Below are 23,581 nucleotides of genomic sequence, written 5' to 3'. Positions count from 1 at the left end.
GCACACCAACCTCAACCCTTAACCTATAGATTGGCTAACTTGGCTTGAGAAGGAGACAGCACCAACCGACCTCACCCAAGTCTTGGTGCCAGCGTACTGGTGCCAATGCTGGTAACCCTGCGGCTCCGAAACTGACTGTCAACTTATTCCGACGCCCTGACCTCACGGCAGTTAGGTACGATAACATCTCGAGGCAAGTCGACTTTGATGTTCTTGTCCATGCCCGGATTTGAACACCTACACCTTCTGATATGCGCGCCTAAACGTGTCTATCGCCCTGCACGCATACCCTTCCCGGTCAGAACCAGACTTAAGAGCAGAAATATTCCAGAGCTCGAAATGCTGCGGACGGCATAAAAGGCTCACGAATTCGGACGCGGCCTGTGAAGGGTCAGCCTGCCTCATCCGTCCTTCTAGCATCTCTACAAGAAAGTAGGCTCGCAATTCATCATGAACAACCGAGACCGCACATTCATAAAAAATCTCCCCGACTCGGGGAAATCTTTCCGCTTCGCTGATGATCAATCTATGAAGCTTTATGCACCTCTCGGAACAGACCGTTTCGATATAACGCAAGGAAAATTCGTGAAGCTTTTCCGAACTACAGAGCTCAGACCTTAAGATCCCTTTCAATTTGCCATGCAGCTCGACAGCCGCGCTTTCGATGACGGCTGAAAAAAGAGCATCCTTTGAAGGAAAGTACGACCAAAGGGTGCTTTTCGATCCGCCGATTGACGCGGCAATATCCGACATCGAGACGGCAGCAAAACCACCCTCAAAAAAGGCGCTCCGAGCCGCTGCAATGATCGCCTCTCGCCGATTCTGCCTTTGGCTTTCCCGCCGCCCGATGGTGCTCCCTGCGAGCGCCGCCACTTTCGACATCGAACGACCACTCCGATCATGGATCTGGCTACTCACCCCAGCGCCCCAAAGAGTTACAGGCGGCAGACACCGCGCATCGCACATTCAACTCCACCCATCCTTCGAACTCAGGCCGTCTTCATCTGACGAACCATTTCAGCAAGACCTTCGATAAGCCGAGGATCTGAAAGATTCAGGGCGCCCAAAGCCTTGTCTTCGACAAATCTCTCCCGCTGGTGCTCAAAATAGGACTCCATCGCAGCAACGGCAACCGAGATATTGTGCGCTTCAATACCCTCAAAAATCTTTCGCCGATCATTCTGAAAGGCAACAGCCCGTTCGCGCCAGTATTTCACGCCCCGCTTTCGGGGGGGGATAACCTGAACTTCAAGCAGAAGTGTCACCAGGAACACTTCGAGCGTATGCAGCAGGGGGTTGCGACAGGCAACCGAAATGGTCCGCTGAAAATCGATGACGCGCCGCAATACCTCTTCTACGGTAGAGACCTCTTCCAGACGATCCAGGGCAAGCAGCGAAAGCCTGATGCGCTCCACTTCCTCATCGGTTGCCATTTGAGCGGCTGTCTGGATCGATTGGCGCCCCAGGAGCTGGCGTACCTGCAGCACTTCCAGAATGCTCACACCCTCGAGCTGCAGGAGGGTCTGTAACGAAAGCGCAAGCGCATACCCTCCCTGACTGCGAACGAATGTTCCGCTACCGTGCTGGACTTCAACGAGCCCGAGCGTTTCGAGCGCGCGTATCCCCTCGCGGATTGTCGGCTGGCTTACCGCATACTGCTGGGCGAGCTCCTTCTCGGTTGGCAATCGCGCTCCATTACCGAGCTTTCCTGACACAATCTGTTGGCGCAGAGATTCGATGATTTCATCGACCACTTTGATCCTGCTTCCGATCGGCCGCGTGGATGCGATTACCATTTAACTGTTGACTCCTTTACCCATCGATAGTCCAAAGGGCAGCCGCGCTCAATAGACAAAGTCATTGGGTGATTTGATGTGTCATCAGAGGATTTTTTGACGCAACCTGTCGCCAGAAGCATAAAGGCCGCTTGCCATTGGATTGGGGAAATCCACACTAAAGGCTTTTATTGGTTCAAGATTTGTCACTGCCTTCCACCATCTCTCGACGTTTGGAAACTCATCCTGCCACCAAGGAGAGAGGCCGAGATCGGCAAGTCGGATGAATGCGGGAACCAGAGCAATATCGCCTAGTGAAATTTTCTCCCCCGCCAGCCAGCTCCGCCCCTCAAGATCCACATTCATTGCGCAAAGGTGCTTTCGCCACGTCGAGATTGCCCCGTTGACCGCACGCGACTCGACCCCATGACGCACGGCATCAAATCGCATCGCCCCCACCGCTGGCCCCGCGATCCGCTCCATTCGCTCAAGAAGCTCCTCGTCAGTCAGCCGATCGAACATCACCTTGAGAAGGGTGGCCATGGTGAAGCAGCCGATGGCGGGAAACAGGTCTTCGTCCATCACCTTCATCCAGTTGTTCATGACCGCTCGCAAGTAAGGCACCTCGGGCTGGAGCGAGATGCCAGGAAAGCTCTCATCAACAAACCGCATGATTGTCGACGATTCCACGATGATGTTATCAGCGTCGTCAACAAGCGTCGGAACGACACCTTTGGGGTTTAGCAGTAAATATTCAGGGTTGACCAGATCTTCACGCGATAGCGCGATCGTCTCGACATCCACTTTCTTCATCACGACGGTCAGCAGCGCCTTTTGCGCACAGACGGCACCTGGCAAATAGAAAAGCTTCACGGAATGAACCCCTCTTTGAAATACGCGAATCAAACGCAGTGTCGAACGGGATATCCCTTTTGAATTCACGGAAGTTTATGCTGCGTGCCCAATGCCATCAGCATCGGCACGCTCGAAGCGATCATAGCCTGGCAGAGTCAGGAGCAACGCGATGGCCACAACAACCAAGGCGGCAACGGTGAATTCACCCGCCATTGCGCTTCCGCTCACAGCCCGCGCAACAACCATGGTGGGCTGGGCCAGGGCACCGCCCAAACCGAGCATGCTAAACATAAGTCCATAAAATGTCCCATAAATCTCACGAGGGAAATACTTGCTCGTCAGATAGGAGAAAATGTCAATTTCAACCCCCAGCCCGAGACCGAAGGCCATCATCCCACAAACGAGCATCCAATGGCTGTCGGACACGGCGAGGATAATCCAGGCCACTACCGCGGGGAGCAGAAGCACGGCCCCGACGAGTGGCGCGAACAGCCTGTCAAGGGCAAATCCAGCCCCCAGGCGGGTCAGGGTCATCGCCCCCGACAAAGCGACCATGGTCAGCGCTGCATCCTGCACGCTCATCCCCTTGGCGATCAGTTTGGGCACGGCATTGCCCCACACATTCGCCGTAAAGATTCCGAGCAGAAGTGCGATAAAAAGCATTGTGCATCCGGGCAGCGTGACGGCATGCCCCAAGACTTCGCTGGTCGATGCTCTGGTCAGTCTGGAGCGCTCCGCCATAGCAGGCCGATCGTCCGCCAGCAGAAAATAGGCAGGAGCCACACCAAGAATGGCAGCAAGGCAGAGCAACCAGTACCCGCCCGCGATGCCTGCCATCGCCATTAGCTTGACCGCGGCAATCGGCAGGAGCGCGGTGGCCACACCAATCGAAGCCAGCCCGATCCCGAGCGCCGTTCCGAGTTGACGATCAAAATTGGCAATAATTGTCCTTGCATAGGCCACGGGCGATGTGCCCGCGCCAACCGCGGCAAGCAACGCGTAGAGGACAAGAACCGGGATCAGCGTGCGTACCGCGGAAAGCCCGGCAAAAACCACAGCCATCCCCAGTCCGGAACATAGAATCACGCGCCTTGCCCCGTGCCGGTCGATCAGCCAACCGGCCAGAGGAGGCGCGAAGACGGCGACGATCGACATCGAAGAGATCGCAAACCCGACCTCATCGGCTGAGCGGTTCAACGATTTGGTCAGCCCAACTGCGAACTGGCCGAACATCACGGGCCCCAATGTCGTATAGCCAAGCGCCATGCCGATGGCGCAGGCGAAAAGCAGCCGCACCTGTCGAGACGACATCAAACTTCTGCCATTACTGCCCATCGATCACCACCAGGTTCCCATTTGCCAGCATCGTTCCGCTGCCTGGGTCGCGGCTGCCTCGCTCCGCGGCAAAGCCAAGGGAATAGGATGGGAGGGTAAGGAGCAAGAGGGTGGCCGCCCCGGTCGCCGCGGCCAAAACAATGGGCGCAACCGCCATGCTGCCAGCCATGTGCTCCACAAACATCACCAGCGGTCGGCTTGCCGCAAGCCCCAGCGAGATGGCACTGTAAAGGATGCCGTAAACGCCGGCATAGACGTCACGCACCATGTATCTGCTCACAAGAAACGACAGAAGGTCAAATTCCACTCCCACTCCGACACCAAGGACGGCAACGGCAAACATAGCCGTCCGCAGGTCCGATGCCCCGGCAAAGATCAGCCAAGCAAGGAGGACAGGAAGAATCAGAAGCGCCCCCAGACGAGGCGCGAAGATCCGGTCCATCGCCCAGCCCGCACCGATCCGTGTTAAGGTCATGACGACTGCAAGGTAGCTCATCACAGTCGCGGCGCTGTGAGAATCGATGCCTTTGGCCAGCATCAGTGGCATAGCCTGACTCCACACCCCGCTGGTAAAGACACCCAGCAGGAAGCTGATTGCAAGTAGCGTCATCCCAGTCCGGGAGAAAATGGACGCTGTCACACCCCGGGAGCGTGCTGCAGCGAGGACGACACGTCCCCCGCCACCCCGGGTCGGGATGAACGCAACCACAATCAGCGCAACCCCGCAGGAGATTCCGCCAAGGAGCGTAAAACCACCCCCAACGCCATAGCGTTCGTTCAGATTGGCAATAACAGGAGGAAGTATCGCGCTGGCAGCCCCGACGGACGCCAGCATAAGCCCGAGGGCCATTCCCCGATCACGATCGAAGGCAGCGACAATCGGGCGCGAGTAACCTACAACCAGCGTGCCAGTCCCAAGCAGCGACACCAGACCGTAAAGCACGTAAACCTGCATCAGACTTGCCGCAGAGCCCAGGGCAAAGAGCATCACACCCATAAGCGCCGCCGAGATCGCGGCGACAAGCCTGGTTCCGTATCGATCGATGCAAGCCCCGGCCACAGGAGGACCAAGCACACTTCCGACCGCCATGATCGAAAAGGCAAGCTCGAGATCTTCAGGATTGCATTTCAATTTGACGCTCAGCGGAACGACGAATTGACCGAAGACGGCAATGCCCAGCGTGCCATATCCCAGCGCCGCTCCGACCGCGCAGGCAGCAAGTGTACTTCGCCGTCGTTTCGAGTCGACGCCTTCGCGAGCCTCCACCGTCCTCACCTCTTCCTGATTGCGCTTGACATATAGCTCGACAATTTCAATAAGTCACCAAGTGATTTTTTGGGAGAAGATAACATGGCTATTCGTATCGTGATCAACATCAATGTGAAGCCGGGCACGGGCGATCAATTCGCGGAAGCATGGGCCCCCGAGTACGATCTGATGAACGCCAAGGAAGGCTGCATCCAGTACGAACTCTTCCGCAGCACGCGAAATCCCGATCATTTCGCGGTCCTTGAGCATTGGGCCGACCGCTCCGCGTTCGATGCTCACTGGGAGAAGCAATCCAAGCGCGAGCGCGCGGGGGCTCAATTCCGCGATACGCCCGACAATCGCAGGACAGGGACGAGCGGCCTCGAGATCTATTGGGATCAGGCACGCTACGGAATTGTCGATGGTGAGCTGAAGCCGCTCTGATGCGACTGGTAACCTATCTGGCAGCCGAGGGTCCACGCTCCGGCTGCCTGCTCGACAATGACGGCTTCGTGCTCGATTTTGCCCATGCTCACACGGAGCGCTACGCAGAGCCCTGCCCTGCCGCACTGCAACAGGTCGTACAGTTGGCGGAAGCAGGAGCTGACGCACTCGATCACGCCTATGAACTGGCTAGGCTGGCCCCCAGTCTGACAGGCAAATGCGTGCGGCCCGTGCAGGGCCTGACGCTGCTGGCGCCGATACCCCAACCACCGCAAATGCGCGACTTCTTGTGCTTTGAAAAGCATTTACACCAGGGCTTCCAGCAGGCACGGCGGCTTCGTGCCGCACTGACCTCCGATCCCGATGCAGCTATGGCCCAGATGGAGCGCGACGGGATCTTCAAGATTCCTGACGCATGGTATGAGCGCCCGCTCTTTTACCATCCCAGCCGCTTCAGCGTAACGGGTCCGGAGGCGACAGTGACATGGCCGTCTTACAGTCGGAGAATGGATTTCGAGCTGGAGTTCGGGATTTACATCGGCAAGAGCGGCAAGGACATCGCTCGCGAGAAAGCACGCGATCACATTTTCGGCTACACCATCTTCAATGACTTCTCTGCGCGCGACGAACAGGTGAGGGACATGCCCGGCCTACTTGGCCCGGGCAAAGGCAAAGATTTCGATGGTGCGAACGCCATGGGCCCCTGCCTGGTGACCGCGGACGAGATCCCCGATCCCTACAATCTGGAGATGGCTGTTCGGGTCAACGGCGAGGAATGGGGCCGCGGCAACACGCGAGATATGCACTGGAAATTCGAGGACCTGATTTCCCATATTTCAAGGTCTGAAACGCTCCACGCAGGCGAATTCTTCGGTTCGGGGACGGTAGGCGACGGATGCGGCATGGAGCATGATCGCTTTCTGCAGGATGGCGATCTTGTCGAGCTTGAGGTCGAGCGTATCGGCATTCTCAGAAACAGGGTGATTGCTTCGCAGGTTGAAGATCACGGCAGCGCTTCGCCTAAGGGATCTCAACCATGATTCCCTTGTCAGTCTTTGATTACAGGAGCGCAGCGAAACGCCGACTGCCAAAATTTTTATTTGAGTACATTGATGGCGGCTCATACGCCGAGACGACTTTACGGCGCAATATGGCCGACCTTCAGGAAATATCATTGAACCAGCGGGTTCTGCGCGATGTTTCCTCGATCGACCTGACCACAGATCTTTTTGGCCAAACCATCGACTTGCCGTTGGTTTTGGCCCCGGTCGGTCTCGCTGGTATGAATGCGAGGCGGGGCGAGGTTCAAGCGGTGCGTGCCGCACAAGAGAAGAACATCCCCTTTACCCTTTCGACAGTGTCGGCATGTTCACTTCCTGAGGTGGCACGCGCAACGACCAGACCGTTCTGGTTCCAGCTCTACATGCTTCGCGATCGTGGCTTCATGAGGGAGATGCTTGAAACCGCTCAGGAAGCCCGCTGCAAGACATTGGTTTTTACGGTCGACATGCCCGTTCCGGGAACGCGGTATCGAGATTACCGGTCAGGCCTTGCCGGAGCACCCGGCATCGTTGGTAGAGCACGTCGCCTTTTCCAAGCCGCAATGAAACCACAATGGGCTTGGGATGTCGGTTTGCGCGGCCGCCCGCATACCTTGGGCAACGTTGCCCCATTGCTGGGACGCAACACCGGCTTGGAGGATTTCTTTGCCTGGATGCGCACCAATTTCGATCCTTCCGCCAGTTGGTCTGATTTGGAATGGGTGAGGGAACGATGGCCTGGAACGCTGGTCGTCAAAGGGATACTCGATGTTGACGACGCGAAGGAAGCAATACACGCCGGCGCGGACGGGGTCATCGTTTCCAACCACGGCGGTCGCCAGCTCGATGGAGTCGTATCGAGTGCGCAAGCCCTCCCGGCTATCGCAGAAGCATTGTCAGGTCAGGCGACGATCATGGTTGACGGTGGTATCCGTTCAGGTCTGGATGTTGTTCGCATGATCGCTCTGGGCGCCGACGCCGTGATGATCGGCAGGGCCTGGGCTTATGCGCTTGCGGCGCGGGGCGAATTAGGCGTGTCCAATTTGATCGACACCATCAGAAGCGAGATGCTGGTCGCCATGGCACTCACTGGTGAAACCAATGTCCACAACCTGTGTACAAATAACATCATAAGATGAACCACTTGAGTTCTCTGTCATGAAAGATAGGGCGGACACCATATGAACTTCAGCAACGAGACATTCGTTATTGTCGGTGGCGCGGCGGGAATTGGTGCCGCGATAGCGAGAAAGGTGGCTGCCCAAGGGGCCTCCGTCATTGTCTGTGATATTTCCGAGATTAACCTTTCAAGAATTTGTGAGGAAATTTCAACATCTGGCGGGACCGTGGCCGGCTACAAGATGGATGTAGGCAGTGACGAGAGTACTCGTAATATCTGCGAGGAAATTTTCGAAGCGCATGGCAGCCCGGATCATCTTATCATCACCGTTGTGGATTACTCGCGAACACTCGGGGAGATCTCCGACATTTCCGCCAGCCACTGGAAGGCCGCGTTTGAGGTAAATTTCTTCGGCTATATAAGAATTTTGGAAAATTTCATTCCCAGAATGCAAAATAATGGCAAAGGCGTGATCACAATAACCTCATCGACACTGGCAGTGCTTCCTGATAGGTCGATGCCAATTCACATTCCCTACTCGACGCTTAAACATGCCCTCTTTGGCCTGGCCACCGCGATGAGCGTCGCGTTTAATTCAACGAAACAACCCATTCGCGTTATTTCGTTTTGCCCCAGCGCAACCGCAACGGAGAATGCCATATCGGGAGTGGCGGGGACGAAGTTCTCACATTTACAAGGCGCTATTGCTCAAGGCGCGACCGCGGATAGCGTTGCCGATACATTCATCGAGAAGATTAAAGATGATGAGTTTTTAATCTGCACTCACCCAAATTACGCAACCGATATTGTTGAACTTGCCAAGACCAAACTGAACCCGCTCAGGTTTATAAACCGAAATCAAACTTCTTGAATATTGGTCATCGTCTAAAATAATCTGATTAACGCTCCCGAGCCGATCGCGAGCGGCGTGGCACGATATTCGGCTAGGTTCAATGCTCCGCTTCGTGCGGCACAAATGTCAACCGAGAGATCGCCGTTTCGATTGGCTGGTAAGACTTCCTTACTGCATGGTCAGGTGTGCGTGCAGCTCAAAAGATTGTGCGTGGTTCAGTCACATTCAGCTTGGGCGGACCCAGGTGTACTCGATCCAACTTTGCCGAACCCAATACCGGCATCATATCCCTTCTGCTGGACTGCGAACCTGCTGCAGGCACGATGGCGTTTGCCTGGCGGCTCCAAATGACCCCGAACCTTAGTGGCCACTTTCGTGCGAAGCTCGACACCGCACTGTTCGATTTTGAGATCGCCCGACAGGATACCCAAAATCGAGCTTGAAGGGTCTTGGTCAGGCAACATATAGCAGCAAGCCTCAAAACCGTGCAGGCGAGGTGAAGAGACGCGATCTCCTCACAGACACCACTGACCGGTCGTCGGCGAAAACCCGAAGGATTCAGACAACGGCTAGGCCCAGGCCACCGACGCCACTTCAACAGACAGTAAAATGGCCTATACCGTGACGTAGCGAGCAAGCGTTTTCGCTCTCACCTCATCTCCTGTGACCCCCAATGCAGTTTCAATCAGACGGAAGGGCGCCCCCTTCGCCTGGCGCTCAAACACACCGAGATCGGTGACCAGCATATCGACCACCCCCCGGCCGGTTAGCGGCAGGCTACACGCTGGCAGAAACTTGGGCGAGCCGTCCCTCGCGACATGCTCCATCGTGACAATGATCCGTTTCACACCAGCAACCAGATCCATGGCACCGCCCATGCCCTTGACCATCTTGCCTGGGATCATCCAGTTTGCCAAATCTCCATCCTCACTGACCTCCATGGCGCCGAGAATGGTAAGATCGATATGGCCTCCCCGGATCATCGCAAAGCTTTGCTCCGACCCGAAATAGACACTATTGGGTAATTCGCTGATCGTCTGCTTGCCGGCATTGATGAGATCGGGATCTTCCTCACCCTCATAGGGAAAGGGACCAATTCCCAGCATACCATTCTCCGATTGGAGAGTTACTGACATGCCGTCCGGAATGTTGTTGGCGACAAGGGTGGGAATCCCGATACCCAGATTGACGTAATAGCCGTCACGCAATTCCTTAGCCGCGCGCGCGGCCATCTCATCCCGCGTCCAGACCATCCTCAGCTTCCCCCCCGCTTGCGCGTCATCCGGAATTCAATGGCTTTGTCGTAGGGAGAGCCATTGATCAGCCGTTTTACATAAATGCCTGGCAGATGCACACCGTCGGGATCGAGGTGCCCTTCGGGCACGATCTCTTCAACCTCGGCGATGCAGATTGGCGCGGCAGTTGCCATCACCTGATTGAAATTGCGCGCGGTTTTACGGAAGACCAGGTTACCGGCACTGTCCGCCTTCCAACCCTTGACAAGCGACAGGTCGGCCCTGATTGCGCGCTCCATGATATAGGTCTCGCCATCGAAATCCATGTGCTGCTTGCCTTCAGCGACAAGCGTCCCCACTCCAGTTTTCGTGAAGAAAGCGGGGATGCCGGCTCCTCCTGCCCTGCAGCGTTCAGCGAGCGTCCCTTGCGGGTTGAATTCAAGATCCAGTTCGCCCGCCAGATACTGACGCTCGAATTCCTTGTTCTCCCCGACGTAGGAGGCGATCATCTTCCCAACCTGACGGGAACGCAGCAGCTTGCCCAGGCCCAGGCCGTCAGTCCCGGCATTGTTCGAGACAATCGTAAGATCGCGAACGCCTGAGGCGAGAAGACCATCGATCAGGCGCTCCGGAATCCCGCAAAGGCCGAAACCACCGACACATAAGGTCATGCCGTCACGTAGCAGACCATCGAGCGCGCTTTGCGCGCTGGGAAATATGCGATTCATGGTAGGCAGCCTAGGATTTCACCGGTTCCAGGATTGAGACAGCACTGTTCACGGCGCCACCCCCCATATTAAAGCAGAGGCCCAATTGCGGTGGAACAGCAAGCTGCATGTCCTCAGCCTCCCCCACCAGTTGCCTGGCCACCATAACATGCATTGAAACGCCCGTCGCTCCAACCGGGTGTCCCTTGGCCTTCAGGCCTCCGGAAAGGTTGATCGGCAGCCGACCATCGCGCTCGGTCTGACGCTCGCGGATAACCGCGCCGCCCTGCCCCTGAGGCGCCAGGCCCATAGCTTCCACAGCCAGCAGTTCGGCAATTGTGAAACAATCATGGACCTCAGCCAGCCCGATATCCGAGACGGTCACTCCCGCGCGACGATAAGCACGCTGGAGCGCTTGCGTGGGCCCCTCAAAACGTTCCGGTCTTTTGGCGGAAAGCGGCAAAAGGTCACTAACCATTTCCGCGGCCCGGAAACCGACCGCGCGCCGGAACTGCGAAAGGCGAGACCGGTTGACGATGACCACAGCGGCTGCGCCATCTGAAATCAGCGAGCAGTCACTGAGTTTCAGCGGCGGCGCGATCACCGGATTACGGTCCGACGGGGCCATGCAAAAATCAAGGTCGACTTCCCGCCGCATATGAGCAAGCGGATTGCGCATAGCATTGGCATGGTTTTTCACCGCGATCCGTGCCATCGCTTCGGTCGGATCACCGAAATTGTCGCGATAGGCCTCGGCAAAGCGAGCAAAAATCTGCGGAAAGCTCACGCCGCTTTCCTCGGCTTGGTAGCTCGCACCACTCAATGCTCGCGTCACCCCTGCAGTGTCGTTTGAGGTCATCTTTTCGGCACCGACAACAAGCGCGACCTCGCAGCGCCCGCTGTTGATGGCGTCGATGGCGGAATAGATCGCCGCACTTCCCGAAGCGCAGGCATTTTCGCAGCGGATCGCAGGCTTGAAGCGAAGGCCGGGGTGCGTATGCAGCACCATCGAGGAGCAGAAGCCGTCAGGAACGAGGCCGGAATTGAAATTCCCGAGCCAGACCCCATCGACTTCATCTGCGCTGACCCCAGCGTCAAGCAGCGCGGCATGCGCAGCCTGCCGAATGAGATCCTCCAGCCCAAGTCCCTCAAGCTTGCCAAAGGCCGTATGCCCCCAACCCACAATGAACGCATCCATGACCATTGCCGTCCTTTTTTCCGCGCATCGCCCCGTCCTGCCGGACCGCCAGGACGCGTACTTCGGCTTACTTATTGATCAATCCCTAGTCCGACCGCCCGGACTGCGGCCTTGTTCACCCACTGGCACATAGCGCACAGGCCTTTGAAAGGAGTGCCGTTCCACTGCGGCCCGCATCACCATCCATCCGGCATCCGGTCAGCTTACCTCGAATGACACCTGGCCCGAGCAGAGTGCCAAACGGCATCCCTGCCGCCATGCTCCAGGCCCGGGCATGGTCGTTGGCAAGCAGACGCGTGCCAACGACCATGGAAATCAACCCTCGCCTTCCTTGAGCGTGGCCATGTCGTAATCCTGCTTGTCCGCCAGCGGCCAGTAGCCATGGGTTGCCCAGCACTCCATCGCAAGGCCGGCCGGCAGCTCGCGAACCATCAGTTCGCGCCACGGCTGCACCAGCAGCGAACGCGTCATGCGACGATGCGACCGCGACCGCTTCATAAACACCTCGCGGGCGATTTCCCAAGCGCGATCAAGAAGCTTGTCGTCCGGGACCACTTCGCCGACCAGACCGAGAGCCAGCATTTCCTGCGCGGTCATGACCTGACCGGTGAGCAGGAAATGCTTGGCGCGGTTGATGCCCATCAGCTCACGGAAAAGCGTCTGGACGCCGTCGCCTGGAACGATGCCCATGCCGGTGTAGTGTCCGTCGGACATCGTGGTGCTCTCCGAGCAGATCACGATATCATTCACCAGTGCAAGCTCCTGGTGGATGAAGAAGGGACCGTTAATGGCGGCGATGACCGGCACTTCGAGGTTGAGCAGCGCGAACGGCTCATGCACCTGGTCGACATACCAGTATTCATAACCCTTGCGGAAATCATAGGGTTCTTTGAAGCCGTTCCGCTCCCAACCTTCCGCATCCATCGACGAAAGGAACGAGGATCCAGTCCCGGAGAAAATGATGCATTCCGTTTCCGGATCGTGCGAAATATCGGCGAACGCAGGGATGAGCGCGCGATGGATTTCCAGGCCCCACTGAGCCGAATCGCCATTCGTATGCATGCGCACTTCGAGGATTCCATCCTCACGGCGCATGGTGAAAAACTCGCTCCACTTCTCGGAATATTCTTCCAGGAAGGTGCGATACATCCTCTTTTGACTCCAGGGTGCCGGCATGCTCACTCTCCTCAAAAATGACTTGGTGACCACCTGACTAAGGCACCAACATTTCTGATGCAACAATTTTCCATCGTTTACGTCGTTATGCGCGGCCCGGAATAGAATATTCCTTCATCACATTGTTATTGCGTTATTTTTATCGCAAAAAAAGCGCCAATGGACGGGGAAGGGCGCTGCGTTAAGCGAGCCCGTGTGGCACGAACCATTCAGTTGCCGCGATCAGCATCGATTTTTTCCGAGCGGAGCGAACCATGTGAATGGTAAAGGCTCATATGACTTTCAACAGCCCTGCCGCCCTGCGCAGATCTCAGTTCGGGAAGGAAGAAAGAAACGCCCACGCAAAGCGTAGCTGATCAGCATACCAGCGACGGCCCTCGAGAGGGGCCGACGCAGTTATACCAACAAGCCCCTCGCCCATCACGCCGCGATCATTCTGATGCGATGAACTTCTCCATCATCCGCCTCATCATGAACGGCCCTTTATCCTGCGGCAAGAAGAGGGTCTTCTTGTTGGCGGGCGTCAGATTCCAGATCCTTTGCTGAGCTTCGATCATATCCCGATCCTCGACGAAAGCAGCCATGATCACGTCCATTCGCTGGGCCAACCGCGCGGTCATCTCATCCGTACTTCCGACCAGACCCGTCGCATAATGGTAGGCCGTATGAGTGGCGGAAATCGGCGTGACGGCCTGCTGCTCGATATTCTCGACGATCGGCGCGATCCCGACGGGTTCCTTTCGGTTGCATGCCCGAGCCGTACCCGCTGGGAAACGGGCTCCATACATGATGAATATGCCCGGAACCGCGAACTCGTAGCTATTCCATACATCGACGCGCTGCGTGGGATCGCCAGGCAGCTGAGCTTCTTCGAACCAGCGCTCGAAGCGCACGGCGCGATCCTTCGACTGAATTCTCGGCGCGGTCTCGGACCAGTTGGCGCCTGTCGCCGGCTGAAGAGTTGTCGCGTGAAGAAAATCGACATGCGACAGGTCGCAAAGATTGTCGTGAACCAACTGGTAGTGCGCCTCATACTCGATGCTGTTGTGACGCATCGGCCGGCCAGGATTGCTGATACCATGCGCAGCGGGAATGAGGCTTTGGTCCGCCTTGCAGGCGTCCCCCATCCAGATCCAGAGCCAGTCGTATTTCTCGACAACCGGATAGGTCCGCACCGCCACATTCGGTGGCGTATCCAACAAAGGCATGCTCTGGCAGCGCCCATCAGCATTAAAGGTCATGCCATGATACATGCAACGGAGCCGGTTGCCCTCGACACGCCCTCGCGAAAGCGGAGCGTGGCGGTGCGGGCACCGATCTTCCATCGCATGGAGCCCGCCATCCGCGTCCCGCCAGATGACGATTGGTTCGCCGGCGATCGTTTTGGCGAGGATGCCCCCTGCTTCAGCAAGATCGACCCCCCATGCGGCGACGTACCAACTCTCTCGGAGAAACATGAGATCGCTCCAGTTCTGATTGTTCACGGGCACGGAACCGTGATGCCCTGAAGATCATGGGCGACATCGACCGGCCCATGAAAGCGGTTGAGGATTTGAAGTTTGACTCGGTCCTGACTTTGCGCGGTTGATCCGGCGATAGCCAGATGGGTCACCATAAGATGCGAAACGCCCGCTGCCTGAGCCAGTTCGCCAAGGGCATCGGGGGTGAGGTGGTGTGTCGTGAAATGGGTCCGCAGAGCCGCCAGCATCGCCGGGCTTACCTCCTTGCGGGTTTTCGCGAGATTGCTCAACAGAGCGTCGGCCTCAATCACTTCCGCAACGAGAAGGTCGGCATGCCGCGCCAGACCTTCGACTGCCGAACTCGGGCCAGTGTCGCCGGTATAGACGATAGCGCGCGGCCCCTGCGCAAAGCGGTAGCTCAGCGATTGCATGGCATCGGCCGACGGCGACGATTCCACGCCATAATGCGTGTTGCGCACCGCTGAAACATGCAGTTCGCCAAAGTCCATGTCCGTGCCGCCGCGAAGCTCCGTGACCTCGACGGATTGCGCAGGCGGCATCATCGCCGGCCCCACACCAATGCCGATCTTTGCACTGGGCGCCATGGAGGCAACCAATCCATTGATCATCTCACGCGTGCCCGGCGGCCCGATGATATGAAGGCGACCGGGGTATTGATTCATCCAGCGCAAACCAATCACGGCCCCAAGGCCGCCGGTATGGTCGAGATGAAGATGGCTGATGAAGACAGCCTCCACGCTTCCCAGATCGACACCGATCTTCGCCAGTTGCCCCGCCGTGCCATCGCCCGCATCGACCAATATCCTGTGATCGCCGAAAATGAGCAGGTTGGAAGGCTCACCGCGGTCCGGTGTTGCGGCCGGGCCTCCAGCGGTCCCCAGCGTGATCCACCGAAAATCCACGCAAGCGCCCGAAGCGCTGGCCGAAGCCGCCGACGCATTGCCAGCCATTGCCAGCACCGCGATCAGAAGCCAGGGACGCATTCGCGCCTTGCATGCTTGAATCATCACTCGGGTTTTTCCTCTCGTCCGAATATCAGGAAAAGGAGCGCCGGGTTGCGCGCATAGGCCAGCAGACCGCAACCCGGCAGTCACTCCCATTCTTTACCGTTGATGGAATGTCTCGAACTTGGCCTTACAGCTTGAACCCAATGGTAATGCCATATGTCAAGGGCGCCTGATAATTGGCGACGACCCCGAAGTTCGAGCTCTGCTTTTGCGTGATCACATATTGAGACAGAAGATTTCTGCCCCAGATCCTGGCGCTGTACATCTTGGACGGCGACAGCCAGGAAATTCCGGCATTGACCAGATCGTAGCTATTCTGCCGCTGGACATTGTCAGGTTCGGTGAAGAAGCCCGAATTGTGAGCCCAGTCAAGGCTCGCCCCGAATTCGCCGATGTTTGTCGGGAAGGTGAACTTGCCTCCGAGCGAAGAGGTAAATTTGGGGGAATTGGGTGTGCGGTTTCCGCTGACATTCTGATCGACCAGCTGCACGGGTAGCCCGTTGGGCAGAATATTGACGACGACGGCATTCGGGAAACTCAGGAATTTGGAGTCAAGGAACGCGACACCGCCGGTCAGCGAGAAATTGTGATTGACCACAAATTCGCCGTCCAGATCGACACCCTTCTGTCTTGCCCGCGCGCCATTGTAGATGCCGATCGATCCATTCACGAATCGTGACACCTGCATGTTCGAGTAATCATAGTAATAGAACGCGCCATTCAGCCTTACGCGACGATCGAGCAGTGTCGACTTGAAGCCGACCTCATAGGCGTCGATCTTCTCGGGCAGATAGGCCGGATCACCCGGCGATGAGAGATTGTAGCCCCCGCTCTTGAAACCGCGATTGTAGGAAGCATACAGAAGAATGTCAGAGTTCAACTTCTGATCCAGCGACAGTCGCCAGGTCGGCTGGCGAAAATTGGTCTTGTCACCATTGAGGAAGGGAAGCGGAACAGTTCCACCACCCACCAGATAGGTCGTTCGCGTTCCGAAAAGGCCACGCTGATCCCACGTATAGCGGAAGCCACCAGTGAAATGCGTGGTATCGGTCAGGCTATAGGTCCCCTGCGCATACAGGGCGTAGGAACGGGTTGTCTGCGCACCATTCGTAATGATGTCGCTGGCGCCGGCGGCGAGCAAAGGGCCAGCAAAATTCAAATCCTGAAGATATTCGGATTTGGCATTGAAATAGAAGGCGCCCAGAGTCCATTGGAGGCGTCCATGTCCCCCATTCTGGAGCTGAAGCTCCTGACTGAACTGGCGATCGTTCTGATGGACCGGGGGATCCACGGTCAGAATGCGAGCAGGCGTCTGGTCGAAATCCACGCCATAGAGGAAGCGCGATCGCCGATAGGCAGTCGTACTCACCAGCTCAAGAGTCCCGATGTCCTGATTGATGCGCAGACTGCCGCCGCCTCCAACATATTTGTCGGTCGCATCGGTATCCAGGCTAACGTTATAGGTGGGGACATAGGTGATGATCGCAGGCGCAAACAGCGGCCGGGTGCCCGCTGCCGGTCCGAGCGTGTCCATGGTCGACGTGCGATCGGTATAGTCGCCGGAAAGGTGTACTCTGGTACCGCCGCTTTGCCAGACGAGCTTTCCGCGCGTCGAAAAGTCGTGTGGAATTGTATAGACATCGCGGCCTGTGGTGAAATTCTTACCCCATCCATCGCCCTGATGCTTGATCTGGACGGCGACGCCTGCTGCCAGCTGATCGGTCAATCCGCCCGCCACATAGAGGTTGCCCTCGACATCAGCATAGTTCGCGTAAGTCCCGGAGGCTTCCACCTCGAGCTTGTGCGTTGGGTCACGCGTCAGGACATTGATCAGACCGCCGGTGGCATTGCGACCGAACAGAGTTCCCTGGGGGCCTTTAAGGACTTCAATGTGATCTATGTTATTGAATGAAAACAGCCCCCCCGGGCCATCCGCGATATAGACATTGTCGACATAGATCGCGACGGGTGATTCGATCCCGGCCCCGTTCGCGGTCGAGCCCACGCCGCGGATAAATGGCTTCACGAAACCGAGGCCAGCCTGGATCGTGACGCTGGGTGCGACGAAGGCAAGGTCTGTCACCTGAGTGACACCGGCCACCTTGAGGTGATCACCACCGATCACCGCGATCGCAATCGGAACATCCTGCATGCGTTCCGAGCGCTTCTGCGCCGTGACAATAATCTCGGCAACGCCCGCTGTATCGGCATTGCCTCCGGACGATGAAGCCGTTGCCGGCTTCGGCGAAGGCGCAGCAGCATCTTGCGCCTTCGCTTCAACGGCGGTCAAAGCCAGACATATCGATGTCGTTGTTAAAAATAGTCCTCTCATCATATCTCCCCTTTTGTTTTTATCGCTTCATTTGATCTCCTATGGCGCAATCGCCAGCGCCAGATCCGAAAGCTTCTGCAATCTCTGGAAATGCCCCAGGCCCTCAAGGAAGCCTGCGGCCAGAAAGACAAAGCTCAACTCCCTCTCGGGGTCGAACATCACCATGGTCGAACCGCCGCCGACCGCCGCATAACTCCCCGGCGAGGCGGTCAGGCCCATGGCCGAAATCCAGGGACCGTCTCCGCGGGTATAACCTCCCAGGAGCGTGAAGCGGGCGGGGAACGATGCAATTCCGCGCTGCTCACGCGAATAGTCCCAGAAGCCGTTTTCCAGCGCGCCGGTGTGGTTCTTGAGCGCGTATTGCGTGAGCGAAGGCGACAGGATGCGCGTACCATCCAGCGTGCCTCCCCGACGCAGCATTTCCACGAAGCGCGACGCATCGTTCAACGTTGTGAAAGCCCCGCCAGCGGGAATTTCGCACTCCGCATTGATCGTGAGGTTCAGAGTTTCGGTGATGGCGCGCTCAGGCGGTCCGGTGAACGGGTCCAGCACCTTGACGGGAACGCGGCGAGGATCGTCGAGGGCGTGCCCGTAGCCGCTGTCCTTCATGCCGAGTGGCGCGAACAACCGGCGATTCGCGATATCGCTGAAACGCGAGGTGCCGCCTTCCGCCCGTCGAACGATCTCCGCGAGCAGAGCGAAGCTGGCCCAGGGATTGTAGACCACTCTTTCGCCCGGGACATAGGCCGCCGGTTGCGCGCAGACAGCCGCAACACATTTTTCGAGATTGCCGGAATCCTTCATCCAGTCCAGCGGCGGAGGCAGGACAAATCCGGCAAACGTTCCAGCCTGATGGGTCAACAGCTGGCGAACGGTGGCGCGCTGCTTCCCCTTAACTCCAAATTCCGGCAGATATTCAGCGACCGGCAAATCCAGTTGAACCTCTCCGCGATCAACGAGCTGCAAGAAAACCGACGCGCAGAACGCTTTTGAGATCGACATGCCCAGAAACACGTCATCCTCGCGCGTTTCGCGGCCGGCCGCCTTGTCCGAATGGCCGAGTGTGGCCGAGTGGACAGTTTCGCCACCAATCATCACGCGCATCGCAACGCCGTGGCAAAGCTCCTTGTCGATGTCGCGCTGAGCTGCCGCCTCGAGCGCCAGCACGGCCTCTTTCTGCCCTGCGTTCAAGAGATCCATTTCCAACTCCCAATCGTTGCGCCGGCCGACCGTGTCAGCAGGTCACTTGGTGACTAATACGTTTTGATCTGGACACAAGTCAAGTCTATCAGTAACTCGAACCATGAGGGACGAAGGTGACGAGAGATCGCAATCGCTCCGACAATCAGAGGTAGAGGAAGCGCCCAATGATCAGAATGTCCAATGTTTCTCGGCATCGGCCAAGCGACACCCTCGAATGGTTTTACAACGAATGGCATGGCAAGCACGTGGACATCATGCGCGACGCGCCGGGCCTCCTGCGGCTGCTTCGTCGATATGTTCAGAATCGCGCACTCCATGATTCCAGTCTGCCGCGCCCCCCGCTTCCTCTCGGCCCGGAAGGTTGGGATGCGATGAGCCAGCTGACCTTCGAAACCGCAACGGACTTCATCGCGTCGTTCGATGATCCAGACTACATCGAGAAGGTGCGGTCGCATCAATTGTCCGATCCCAGCGTGATCGTCTCGATGCTCACCGAAGCCGAAGTGATCGCCAGCACGGAGTTGCCTCACGAAGCCCTGAAGCTCGTTCAATTCTACCGCACGAAGGAAGGCGTCACGCCCTCCGCCCTCACGACCGCCATGGCGCCGTTTGTAAGCATCGCGAAGGAAGCACCCGGCTTACTGCGTTATGTCCGCAATTCGCCGACTGCGAGCGTTGCGCCAGAGGTTTTCATCGGAAGCCGTTGGGAAAAAGTGCCGTTCAATCAATTCGCCGCTTTCGATGAAATCTATTTTGCCGATCGCAACGCATTTGCCGCATTCCTGAATTCCAGCGAAGCGCATGCGGCAATCGCTAAAGCATCATCCGAGGTCCTCGAGCCTTCCAGCTTCAGCTTCCTATGCCGCGAAATTGAGCAGATCAACAATCTGGAGACCGCGTGATGGAAGCCACCGCCCAGTCTACCGCGAACAAGGACTTGGCAGACGCCTTCTTTCGTGCCGTCGACCGCCTCGATCGCGCCACCCTCGATGAAATCTACCACAAGGACTTCAGCCTCGATTATCCCGGCAACGATACACCCATGGACCGCGATGCCCATTGGGCGCTCATGAACGGCTACCACAAGGGGTTCCCGGACATGATCCACAGGCCCGACGTCATGGTCGCCGAGGGTGACCATGTGTTCGTTCAAGGGACTGTTACCGGAACGAATTCCGGACCGCTTCTGGGGCAGGAGCCGACCGGCGCCTTTACCAAAGTACGCTTTTTGAACATGATGACCTTCCGGGAAGGCAAGCTGCTATCGATTTTCAGTCTGATCGACCAGGCCACGCTGCAAAAGCAGCTTGGTCTGAAGAAGGTCCTGTTTGTCGCCGAATGACCCGCTAGACAAAGTGAGATTGAGATTATGTCCGACGAAATTCGACGCGCCCTCATTGTCGGCGCCGGCCCCGGAGGATTGAGCGCTGCCAGCGCACTGACACTCGCCGGCTTTTCAGTAGACGTTGTGGAACGCACTCCCGATCATGGCGTGCTGGGTTCAGAGCTCCATGTCATGTCGGCGTGCCTGCGGGCCCTCGACCTGATCGGGGTGGCAGAGGCTGTCGCCGCCGCCGGCGTCAAGGTCGAGAGCGCCTCGTTCATAGCAGCGAATGGGCAGGTCCTGGGTACTCATGCCTTCGAGCAGATGGCCCGCCCGGGCCTCCCCACTGGCGTCGGGATCAGTCGACGTGTCCTGCACCGCACTCTCTATGACCGTGCGATCGAACTGGGTGCGACCGTGACCCATGAAATGAGCGTCCAGGCCCTTGAAGATCAGCCTGACGGTCGCATCCGGGCAACACGCAGCGATGGCAGCAGCGATATCTACGATCTGGTCGTGGGCGCCGATGGCGTGAACTCCTCCGTGCGGGCCTTGCGTTTCCCTGAAGCGCCCAAGCCTGCCTATGCTGGACAATGCGTCTGGCGTGCCAGCGTTCCGCGCCAAACAGAGGCGGTGCTTTACTCGGCGATCGGCAGCAAGGCCGTGCCAGGCTTGATCTCGGTTTCCGAAGACGAGAATTACCTCTTCTGCCTGGTCACCTATGATCAGCCGCCGCGGCCGGACAAAAGCGAATATAAAGACATGGTCCACGAGGCTCTCGCGGATTTCGACGGTGTCTTCGGGGAAGCACGCGACCAAGTCGATGGCATCCGCCACATCCATTTCGCGCCGCTGCTGACCACCTTACAGCCTCTGCCGTGGAACCGTGGCAATGTTGTCCTGATCGGCGATGCGGTCCACGCGACGACGCCACATCTTGGCTACGGAGCGGGTTTGGCGATGGAAGACGGTGTCGCGTTAGCAGATTCTCTGAAACACGCCTCATCGATCCCCGACGGCCTCAAAGCGTTCGGTGAGCGTCGTTTCGAACGTTGCCGGGCAGTGGTGGAGACCGGGCTGAAAATCAGCCGCTGGCAGCAAAACCCCACGCCCGGATTCAATCAGGGCGCTGAAATCATGCGCGTCTGGGATGTCTTGCGAAAACCAATCTGATCGGGCATTTTTGACAAAGCGGTTGGCCGGCAAGGATCAGTGTATCCGGGCCGGCCAAAAGCGCAAACTTGCAAACTCGGCCAGGTTGAACAGTTCGACGCTTTGAACGTGAAACTTACCCAATTCTTGCGTGTTCGAGCGCACAGCGCACGATTGCCGGAATAACAGGAGTTGCCCGATCCATTCCGGCTCAATAGGCAGACCACTCTCACATCCTTTGAGATCGTATTTTCAATACGATATCTCACAGAGTGCAAGGGCTGTTAGGCTCACGGGGCAGGAACCACGCCCCGCCTAATTGTGTGACCAAGCTTGAAGGAGAAGCCCGCCGAAGGCGCTAGTCCGTGCACTCGATAAATGATTTGAATAGCTTCCTCGCCGGCACTCCATGGCATGGTCGCCCGACGGGACGGGACGTGCCGCCCCGAATATCCTGATGCCAATTATTTTTCGCGCCAGACGGAAAAGTCCGTGCCGGGCATCATGCTGGGGAGTATGTTGACCGTGACATCCAGAAGCGAGACGTTCGCAGCATGGATCGGGCGAGAAGTCTTGCCTCATGAAGGGGCCTTGCGTGCCTGGCTTCGCAGACGGATGCGCGATCCTGGTGATGTCGAGGACATCATTCAGGAATGCTATTGCCGGATGGGAGAACTTGAAGACATCGCATCCATCAGGTCTCCCCTGTCCTACTTTTTTACTGTCGCGAAAAACTGCATCCTGCAGGAGATGAGACGTGCCAAGATCGTCCGTATCGACACGATGGCCGATATCGACGAGCTTGCCTTGGCGAGCGAGGTCCCGTCGTCAGAGAGGATCGTAACGGCACGCAGCGAACTGGAACGCGTCTTGTCGCTAATCGCAGACCTGCCACCCCGCGCGCGTCAGATTGTAGAAATGCGCAAGATTTATGGCCTTTCTCAAAGGGAGATCGCCGACCGCCTTGGAGTTTCCATCAATGTGGTGGAAAACGAGGCCTCGCGCGGCCTCAAGGCCGTCCTTGAGCGCCTGACGACAACCGAGCCATCAACCCCTACATCAGCGACCTTTGATCATGATATCTCCAGACTCCCCCAACGGCATTGAGGAGCAGGCGCTGGCCTGGGCTGTTCGGCATCCCTTGGAGGCCGGAGACGAGCAGGAGCTGCAAATCTGGCTGGCGCAGGACCGCCGTCATCGCGGTGCCCTCATCCGTGCGCTTGCCGCATGGTCGATGCTCGACCGCGCACACGTGGTTCAGCCTTCGGACTGGAGCCAACTCCCCAGCCGCCTGCCTCACGATAGCAATATTTCGGACATGGCTATCGAGCCCCCCCGCCTGCGATTCCGCAAGTTTGACCGACGCATTGTCCTTGGTGCTCTAGGTGGCGGTTTGGCCGCCTCGGCAGCAGGACTGCTCTTTCCCAGTTTTGTTGCACGTCATCTTGAAACCACGGGGCTTGGCGAAGTAAGGCGCCTGCCGCTGCAGGATGGCTCATTAGCCACCATCAACACCGATTCCACAATCCGTGTGGCTCTGGCCAAGGATATGCGCAAGATTGATCTCGTCCATGGCGAAGCGTGGTTCGATGTTGCCAAGGATCCGGCAAGGCCCTTCGTTGTGAATGCCGGCCCGATCCAGGTTCGCGCCGTTGGCACCGCCTTTTCCGTTCGCAAGAGCGATGAAATGGCGCTGGTTTCGGTGACCGAAGGTGTTGTTTCGGCCTGGGCGGGGGAGCAATCAGACGGGCATGTGCTTATCAAGGCCGGCGAGCAGGCACGGCTGGGGGCTTCAGGATTGATCGGCGCAGTGGATACAGCACCAGAACGCATCGAGCGAACTTTGGCATGGCGGGATGGTGAAATCAGCCTGCGCGGTGAGACACTGGTTGAGGCCATCGATGAATTTAACCGTTACAATGGCCTTAAGATTGTCGTGAATGACCCGCTCGTCGGTCGGGAAAAGCTGGTCGGGCTGTTCCAAACCAATGACCCGGAGCATTTTGCTGAAACGGTGGCGGCAACCTATAACCTTGAAATATTGCGAAGTGGTGATGAGCTTCTGCTGAGCGCGAAATAAATTTTACCGCATTTG

At 57.5% G+C, this 23,581-nt stretch carries 22 protein-coding genes; 9 read left to right on the top strand and 13 right to left on the bottom strand.

From position 1 onward, the window contains the following. Window positions 1-237 precede the first annotated feature (237 nt). From HGK27_RS24970 to HGK27_RS24950, 5 genes are all read right to left on the bottom strand, one after another. Window positions 238-918 (bottom strand): TetR/AcrR family transcriptional regulator, encoded by a 681-nt coding sequence (locus tag HGK27_RS24970; RefSeq protein ID WP_206243537.1) that lies wholly within the window; start codon window positions 916-918, stop codon window positions 238-240. Window positions 919-989: 71 nt separating this feature from the next. Beyond that, complete coding sequence (locus HGK27_RS24965; RefSeq protein ID WP_206243536.1) at window positions 990-1,796, bottom strand: FadR/GntR family transcriptional regulator; 807 nt, start codon at window positions 1,794-1,796, stop codon at window positions 990-992. Between the two features lie 84 nt (window positions 1,797-1,880). Beyond that, window positions 1,881-2,648 carry a glutathione S-transferase family protein gene (locus HGK27_RS24960; RefSeq protein WP_206243535.1) on the bottom strand — a complete coding sequence of 256 codons (768 nt, stop codon included), beginning with the start codon at window positions 2,646-2,648 and terminating at the stop codon, window positions 1,881-1,883. A gap of 75 nt (window positions 2,649-2,723) precedes the next feature. After that, the gene (locus tag HGK27_RS24955) at window positions 2,724-3,941 is read right to left on the bottom strand and encodes an MFS transporter (RefSeq protein WP_206243534.1); all 1,218 of its coding nucleotides are present in this window, start codon (window positions 3,939-3,941) and stop codon (window positions 2,724-2,726) included. 13 nt (window positions 3,942-3,954) lie between these two features. After that, window positions 3,955-5,232, bottom strand: coding sequence for an MFS transporter (locus HGK27_RS24950; RefSeq protein WP_206243533.1), 1,278 nt, complete (start codon window positions 5,230-5,232; stop codon window positions 3,955-3,957). 84 nt (window positions 5,233-5,316) lie between these two features. On the opposite strand from HGK27_RS24950, the gene HGK27_RS24945 reads away from it, so the two are divergent. The 4 genes from HGK27_RS24945 to HGK27_RS24930 are packed head-to-tail and all read left to right on the top strand — an operon-like array spanning window position 5,317 to window position 8,689. After that, complete coding sequence (locus HGK27_RS24945; protein WP_206243532.1) at window positions 5,317-5,658, top strand: putative quinol monooxygenase; 342 nt, start codon at window positions 5,317-5,319, stop codon at window positions 5,656-5,658. Next, window positions 5,658-6,698: a fumarylacetoacetate hydrolase family protein gene (locus HGK27_RS24940; RefSeq protein WP_206243531.1), complete on the top strand. Its 1,041-nt coding sequence runs from the start codon at window positions 5,658-5,660 to the stop codon at window positions 6,696-6,698. Before HGK27_RS24945 ends, HGK27_RS24940 begins: the two co-directional genes overlap by 1 nt. Beyond that, a complete protein-coding gene (lldD, locus tag HGK27_RS24935) occupies window positions 6,695-7,837 on the top strand; it encodes an FMN-dependent L-lactate dehydrogenase LldD (RefSeq protein WP_206243530.1) in 1,143 nt (380 codons plus the stop codon). Before HGK27_RS24940 ends, lldD begins: the two co-directional genes overlap by 4 nt. Before the next feature lie 42 nt (window positions 7,838-7,879). Beyond that, window positions 7,880-8,689: an SDR family NAD(P)-dependent oxidoreductase gene (locus HGK27_RS24930; RefSeq protein ID WP_206243529.1), complete on the top strand. Its 810-nt coding sequence runs from the start codon at window positions 7,880-7,882 to the stop codon at window positions 8,687-8,689. A 596-nt stretch (window positions 8,690-9,285) separates the two neighbouring features. On the opposite strand, the gene HGK27_RS24925 is transcribed toward HGK27_RS24930, so the two are convergent. The 8 genes from HGK27_RS24925 to HGK27_RS24890 all read right to left on the bottom strand — a co-directional run bounded on the left by HGK27_RS24925 (window position 9,286) and on the right by HGK27_RS24890 (window position 19,007). Next, window positions 9,286-9,924: a 3-oxoacid CoA-transferase subunit B gene (locus HGK27_RS24925; protein ID WP_206243528.1), complete on the bottom strand. Its 639-nt coding sequence runs from the start codon at window positions 9,922-9,924 to the stop codon at window positions 9,286-9,288. Between the two features lie 2 nt (window positions 9,925-9,926). Continuing rightward, on the bottom strand, window positions 9,927-10,634 hold the full coding sequence (locus HGK27_RS24920) for a CoA transferase subunit A (RefSeq protein WP_206243527.1): 708 nt from the start codon (window positions 10,632-10,634) through the stop codon (window positions 9,927-9,929). Between the two features lie 10 nt (window positions 10,635-10,644). Then, window positions 10,645-11,811 carry a thiolase domain-containing protein gene (locus HGK27_RS24915; RefSeq protein ID WP_206243526.1) on the bottom strand — a complete coding sequence of 389 codons (1,167 nt, stop codon included), beginning with the start codon at window positions 11,809-11,811 and terminating at the stop codon, window positions 10,645-10,647. A gap of 315 nt (window positions 11,812-12,126) precedes the next feature. Beyond that, window positions 12,127-12,960 (bottom strand): enoyl-CoA hydratase/isomerase family protein, encoded by an 834-nt coding sequence (locus HGK27_RS24910; RefSeq protein WP_206243525.1) that lies wholly within the window; start codon window positions 12,958-12,960, stop codon window positions 12,127-12,129. Window positions 12,961-13,418: 458 nt separating this feature from the next. Then, window positions 13,419-14,471, bottom strand: a complete 1,053-nt coding sequence (locus HGK27_RS24905; RefSeq protein WP_206243524.1) for an aromatic ring-hydroxylating dioxygenase subunit alpha — start codon at window positions 14,469-14,471, stop codon at window positions 13,419-13,421. Continuing rightward, the gene (locus HGK27_RS24900; protein ID WP_241127460.1) at window positions 14,468-15,562 is read right to left on the bottom strand and encodes an MBL fold metallo-hydrolase; all 1,095 of its coding nucleotides are present in this window, start codon (window positions 15,560-15,562) and stop codon (window positions 14,468-14,470) included. The genes HGK27_RS24905 and HGK27_RS24900 overlap by 4 nt, the downstream gene beginning before the upstream one ends. Before the next feature lie 40 nt (window positions 15,563-15,602). Then, window positions 15,603-17,765, bottom strand: a complete 2,163-nt coding sequence (locus HGK27_RS24895) for a TonB-dependent receptor (RefSeq protein ID WP_206243523.1) — start codon at window positions 17,763-17,765, stop codon at window positions 15,603-15,605. An 81-nt stretch (window positions 17,766-17,846) separates the two neighbouring features. Further along, entirely contained in the window at window positions 17,847-19,007 is a 1,161-nt protein-coding gene (locus HGK27_RS24890) for a serine hydrolase domain-containing protein (protein WP_206243522.1), read from the bottom strand. 167 nt (window positions 19,008-19,174) lie between these two features. Between HGK27_RS24890 and HGK27_RS24885 the strand changes: the two genes are divergently transcribed. The 5 genes from HGK27_RS24885 to HGK27_RS24865 all read left to right on the top strand — a co-directional run bounded on the left by HGK27_RS24885 (window position 19,175) and on the right by HGK27_RS24865 (window position 23,566). Further along, window positions 19,175-19,912: an EthD domain-containing protein gene (locus HGK27_RS24885; RefSeq protein ID WP_206243521.1), complete on the top strand. Its 738-nt coding sequence runs from the start codon at window positions 19,175-19,177 to the stop codon at window positions 19,910-19,912. Continuing rightward, a complete protein-coding gene (locus HGK27_RS24880) occupies window positions 19,912-20,352 on the top strand; it encodes an ester cyclase (protein ID WP_206243520.1) in 441 nt (146 codons plus the stop codon). Before HGK27_RS24885 ends, HGK27_RS24880 begins: the two co-directional genes overlap by 1 nt. A gap of 27 nt (window positions 20,353-20,379) precedes the next feature. Beyond that, window positions 20,380-21,507 carry an FAD-dependent monooxygenase gene (locus tag HGK27_RS24875; RefSeq protein ID WP_206243519.1) on the top strand — a complete coding sequence of 376 codons (1,128 nt, stop codon included), beginning with the start codon at window positions 20,380-20,382 and terminating at the stop codon, window positions 21,505-21,507. 393 nt (window positions 21,508-21,900) lie between these two features. After that, on the top strand, window positions 21,901-22,593 hold the full coding sequence (locus HGK27_RS24870; RefSeq protein ID WP_241127458.1) for an RNA polymerase sigma factor: 693 nt from the start codon (window positions 21,901-21,903) through the stop codon (window positions 22,591-22,593). Next, window positions 22,562-23,566, top strand: coding sequence for a FecR family protein (locus HGK27_RS24865; RefSeq protein ID WP_206243518.1), 1,005 nt, complete (start codon window positions 22,562-22,564; stop codon window positions 23,564-23,566). Before HGK27_RS24870 ends, HGK27_RS24865 begins: the two co-directional genes overlap by 32 nt. The last annotated feature ends 15 nt before the right edge of the window (window positions 23,567-23,581 follow it).

It is taken from the genome of Novosphingobium terrae, from assembly GCF_017163935.1.
GTDB classification, from domain to species: Bacteria; Pseudomonadota; Alphaproteobacteria; order Sphingomonadales; family Sphingomonadaceae; genus Novosphingobium; species Novosphingobium terrae.
The sequence above is the reverse complement of the archived record's forward strand: the minus strand, read 5'-3'. Positions and strand labels throughout refer to the sequence as shown.

What these genes read in the sequence shown, in the direction of transcription:
- HGK27_RS24965 (WP_206243536.1), bottom strand. Translation starts at nt 1,796, where the DNA reads ATGGTAATCGCATCCACGCGGCCGATCGGAAGCAGGATCAAAGTGGTC.
- HGK27_RS24955 (WP_206243534.1), bottom strand. Translation starts at nt 3,941, where the DNA reads ATGTCGTCTCGACAGGTGCGGCTGCTTTTCGCCTGCGCCATCGGCATG.
- HGK27_RS24945 (WP_206243532.1), top strand. Translation starts at nt 5,317, where the DNA reads ATGGCTATTCGTATCGTGATCAACATCAATGTGAAGCCGGGCACGGGC.
- HGK27_RS24940 (WP_206243531.1), top strand. Translation starts at nt 5,658, where the DNA reads ATGCGACTGGTAACCTATCTGGCAGCCGAGGGTCCACGCTCCGGCTGC.
- lldD (WP_206243530.1), top strand. Translation starts at nt 6,695, where the DNA reads ATGATTCCCTTGTCAGTCTTTGATTACAGGAGCGCAGCGAAACGCCGA.
- HGK27_RS24930 (WP_206243529.1), top strand. Translation starts at nt 7,880, where the DNA reads ATGAACTTCAGCAACGAGACATTCGTTATTGTCGGTGGCGCGGCGGGA.
- HGK27_RS24925 (WP_206243528.1), bottom strand. Translation starts at nt 9,924, where the DNA reads ATGGTCTGGACGCGGGATGAGATGGCCGCGCGCGCGGCTAAGGAATTG.
- HGK27_RS24920 (WP_206243527.1), bottom strand. Translation starts at nt 10,634, where the DNA reads ATGAATCGCATATTTCCCAGCGCGCAAAGCGCGCTCGATGGTCTGCTA.
- HGK27_RS24915 (WP_206243526.1), bottom strand. Translation starts at nt 11,811, where the DNA reads ATGGATGCGTTCATTGTGGGTTGGGGGCATACGGCCTTTGGCAAGCTT.
- HGK27_RS24910 (WP_206243525.1), bottom strand. Translation starts at nt 12,960, where the DNA reads ATGTATCGCACCTTCCTGGAAGAATATTCCGAGAAGTGGAGCGAGTTT.
- HGK27_RS24890 (WP_206243522.1), bottom strand. Translation starts at nt 19,007, where the DNA reads ATGGATCTCTTGAACGCAGGGCAGAAAGAGGCCGTGCTGGCGCTCGAG.
- HGK27_RS24885 (WP_206243521.1), top strand. Translation starts at nt 19,175, where the DNA reads ATGATCAGAATGTCCAATGTTTCTCGGCATCGGCCAAGCGACACCCTC.
- HGK27_RS24880 (WP_206243520.1), top strand. Translation starts at nt 19,912, where the DNA reads ATGGAAGCCACCGCCCAGTCTACCGCGAACAAGGACTTGGCAGACGCC.
- HGK27_RS24875 (WP_206243519.1), top strand. Translation starts at nt 20,380, where the DNA reads ATGTCCGACGAAATTCGACGCGCCCTCATTGTCGGCGCCGGCCCCGGA.
- HGK27_RS24870 (WP_241127458.1), top strand. Translation starts at nt 21,901, where the DNA reads ATGGTCGCCCGACGGGACGGGACGTGCCGCCCCGAATATCCTGATGCC.
- HGK27_RS24865 (WP_206243518.1), top strand. Translation starts at nt 22,562, where the DNA reads ATGATATCTCCAGACTCCCCCAACGGCATTGAGGAGCAGGCGCTGGCC.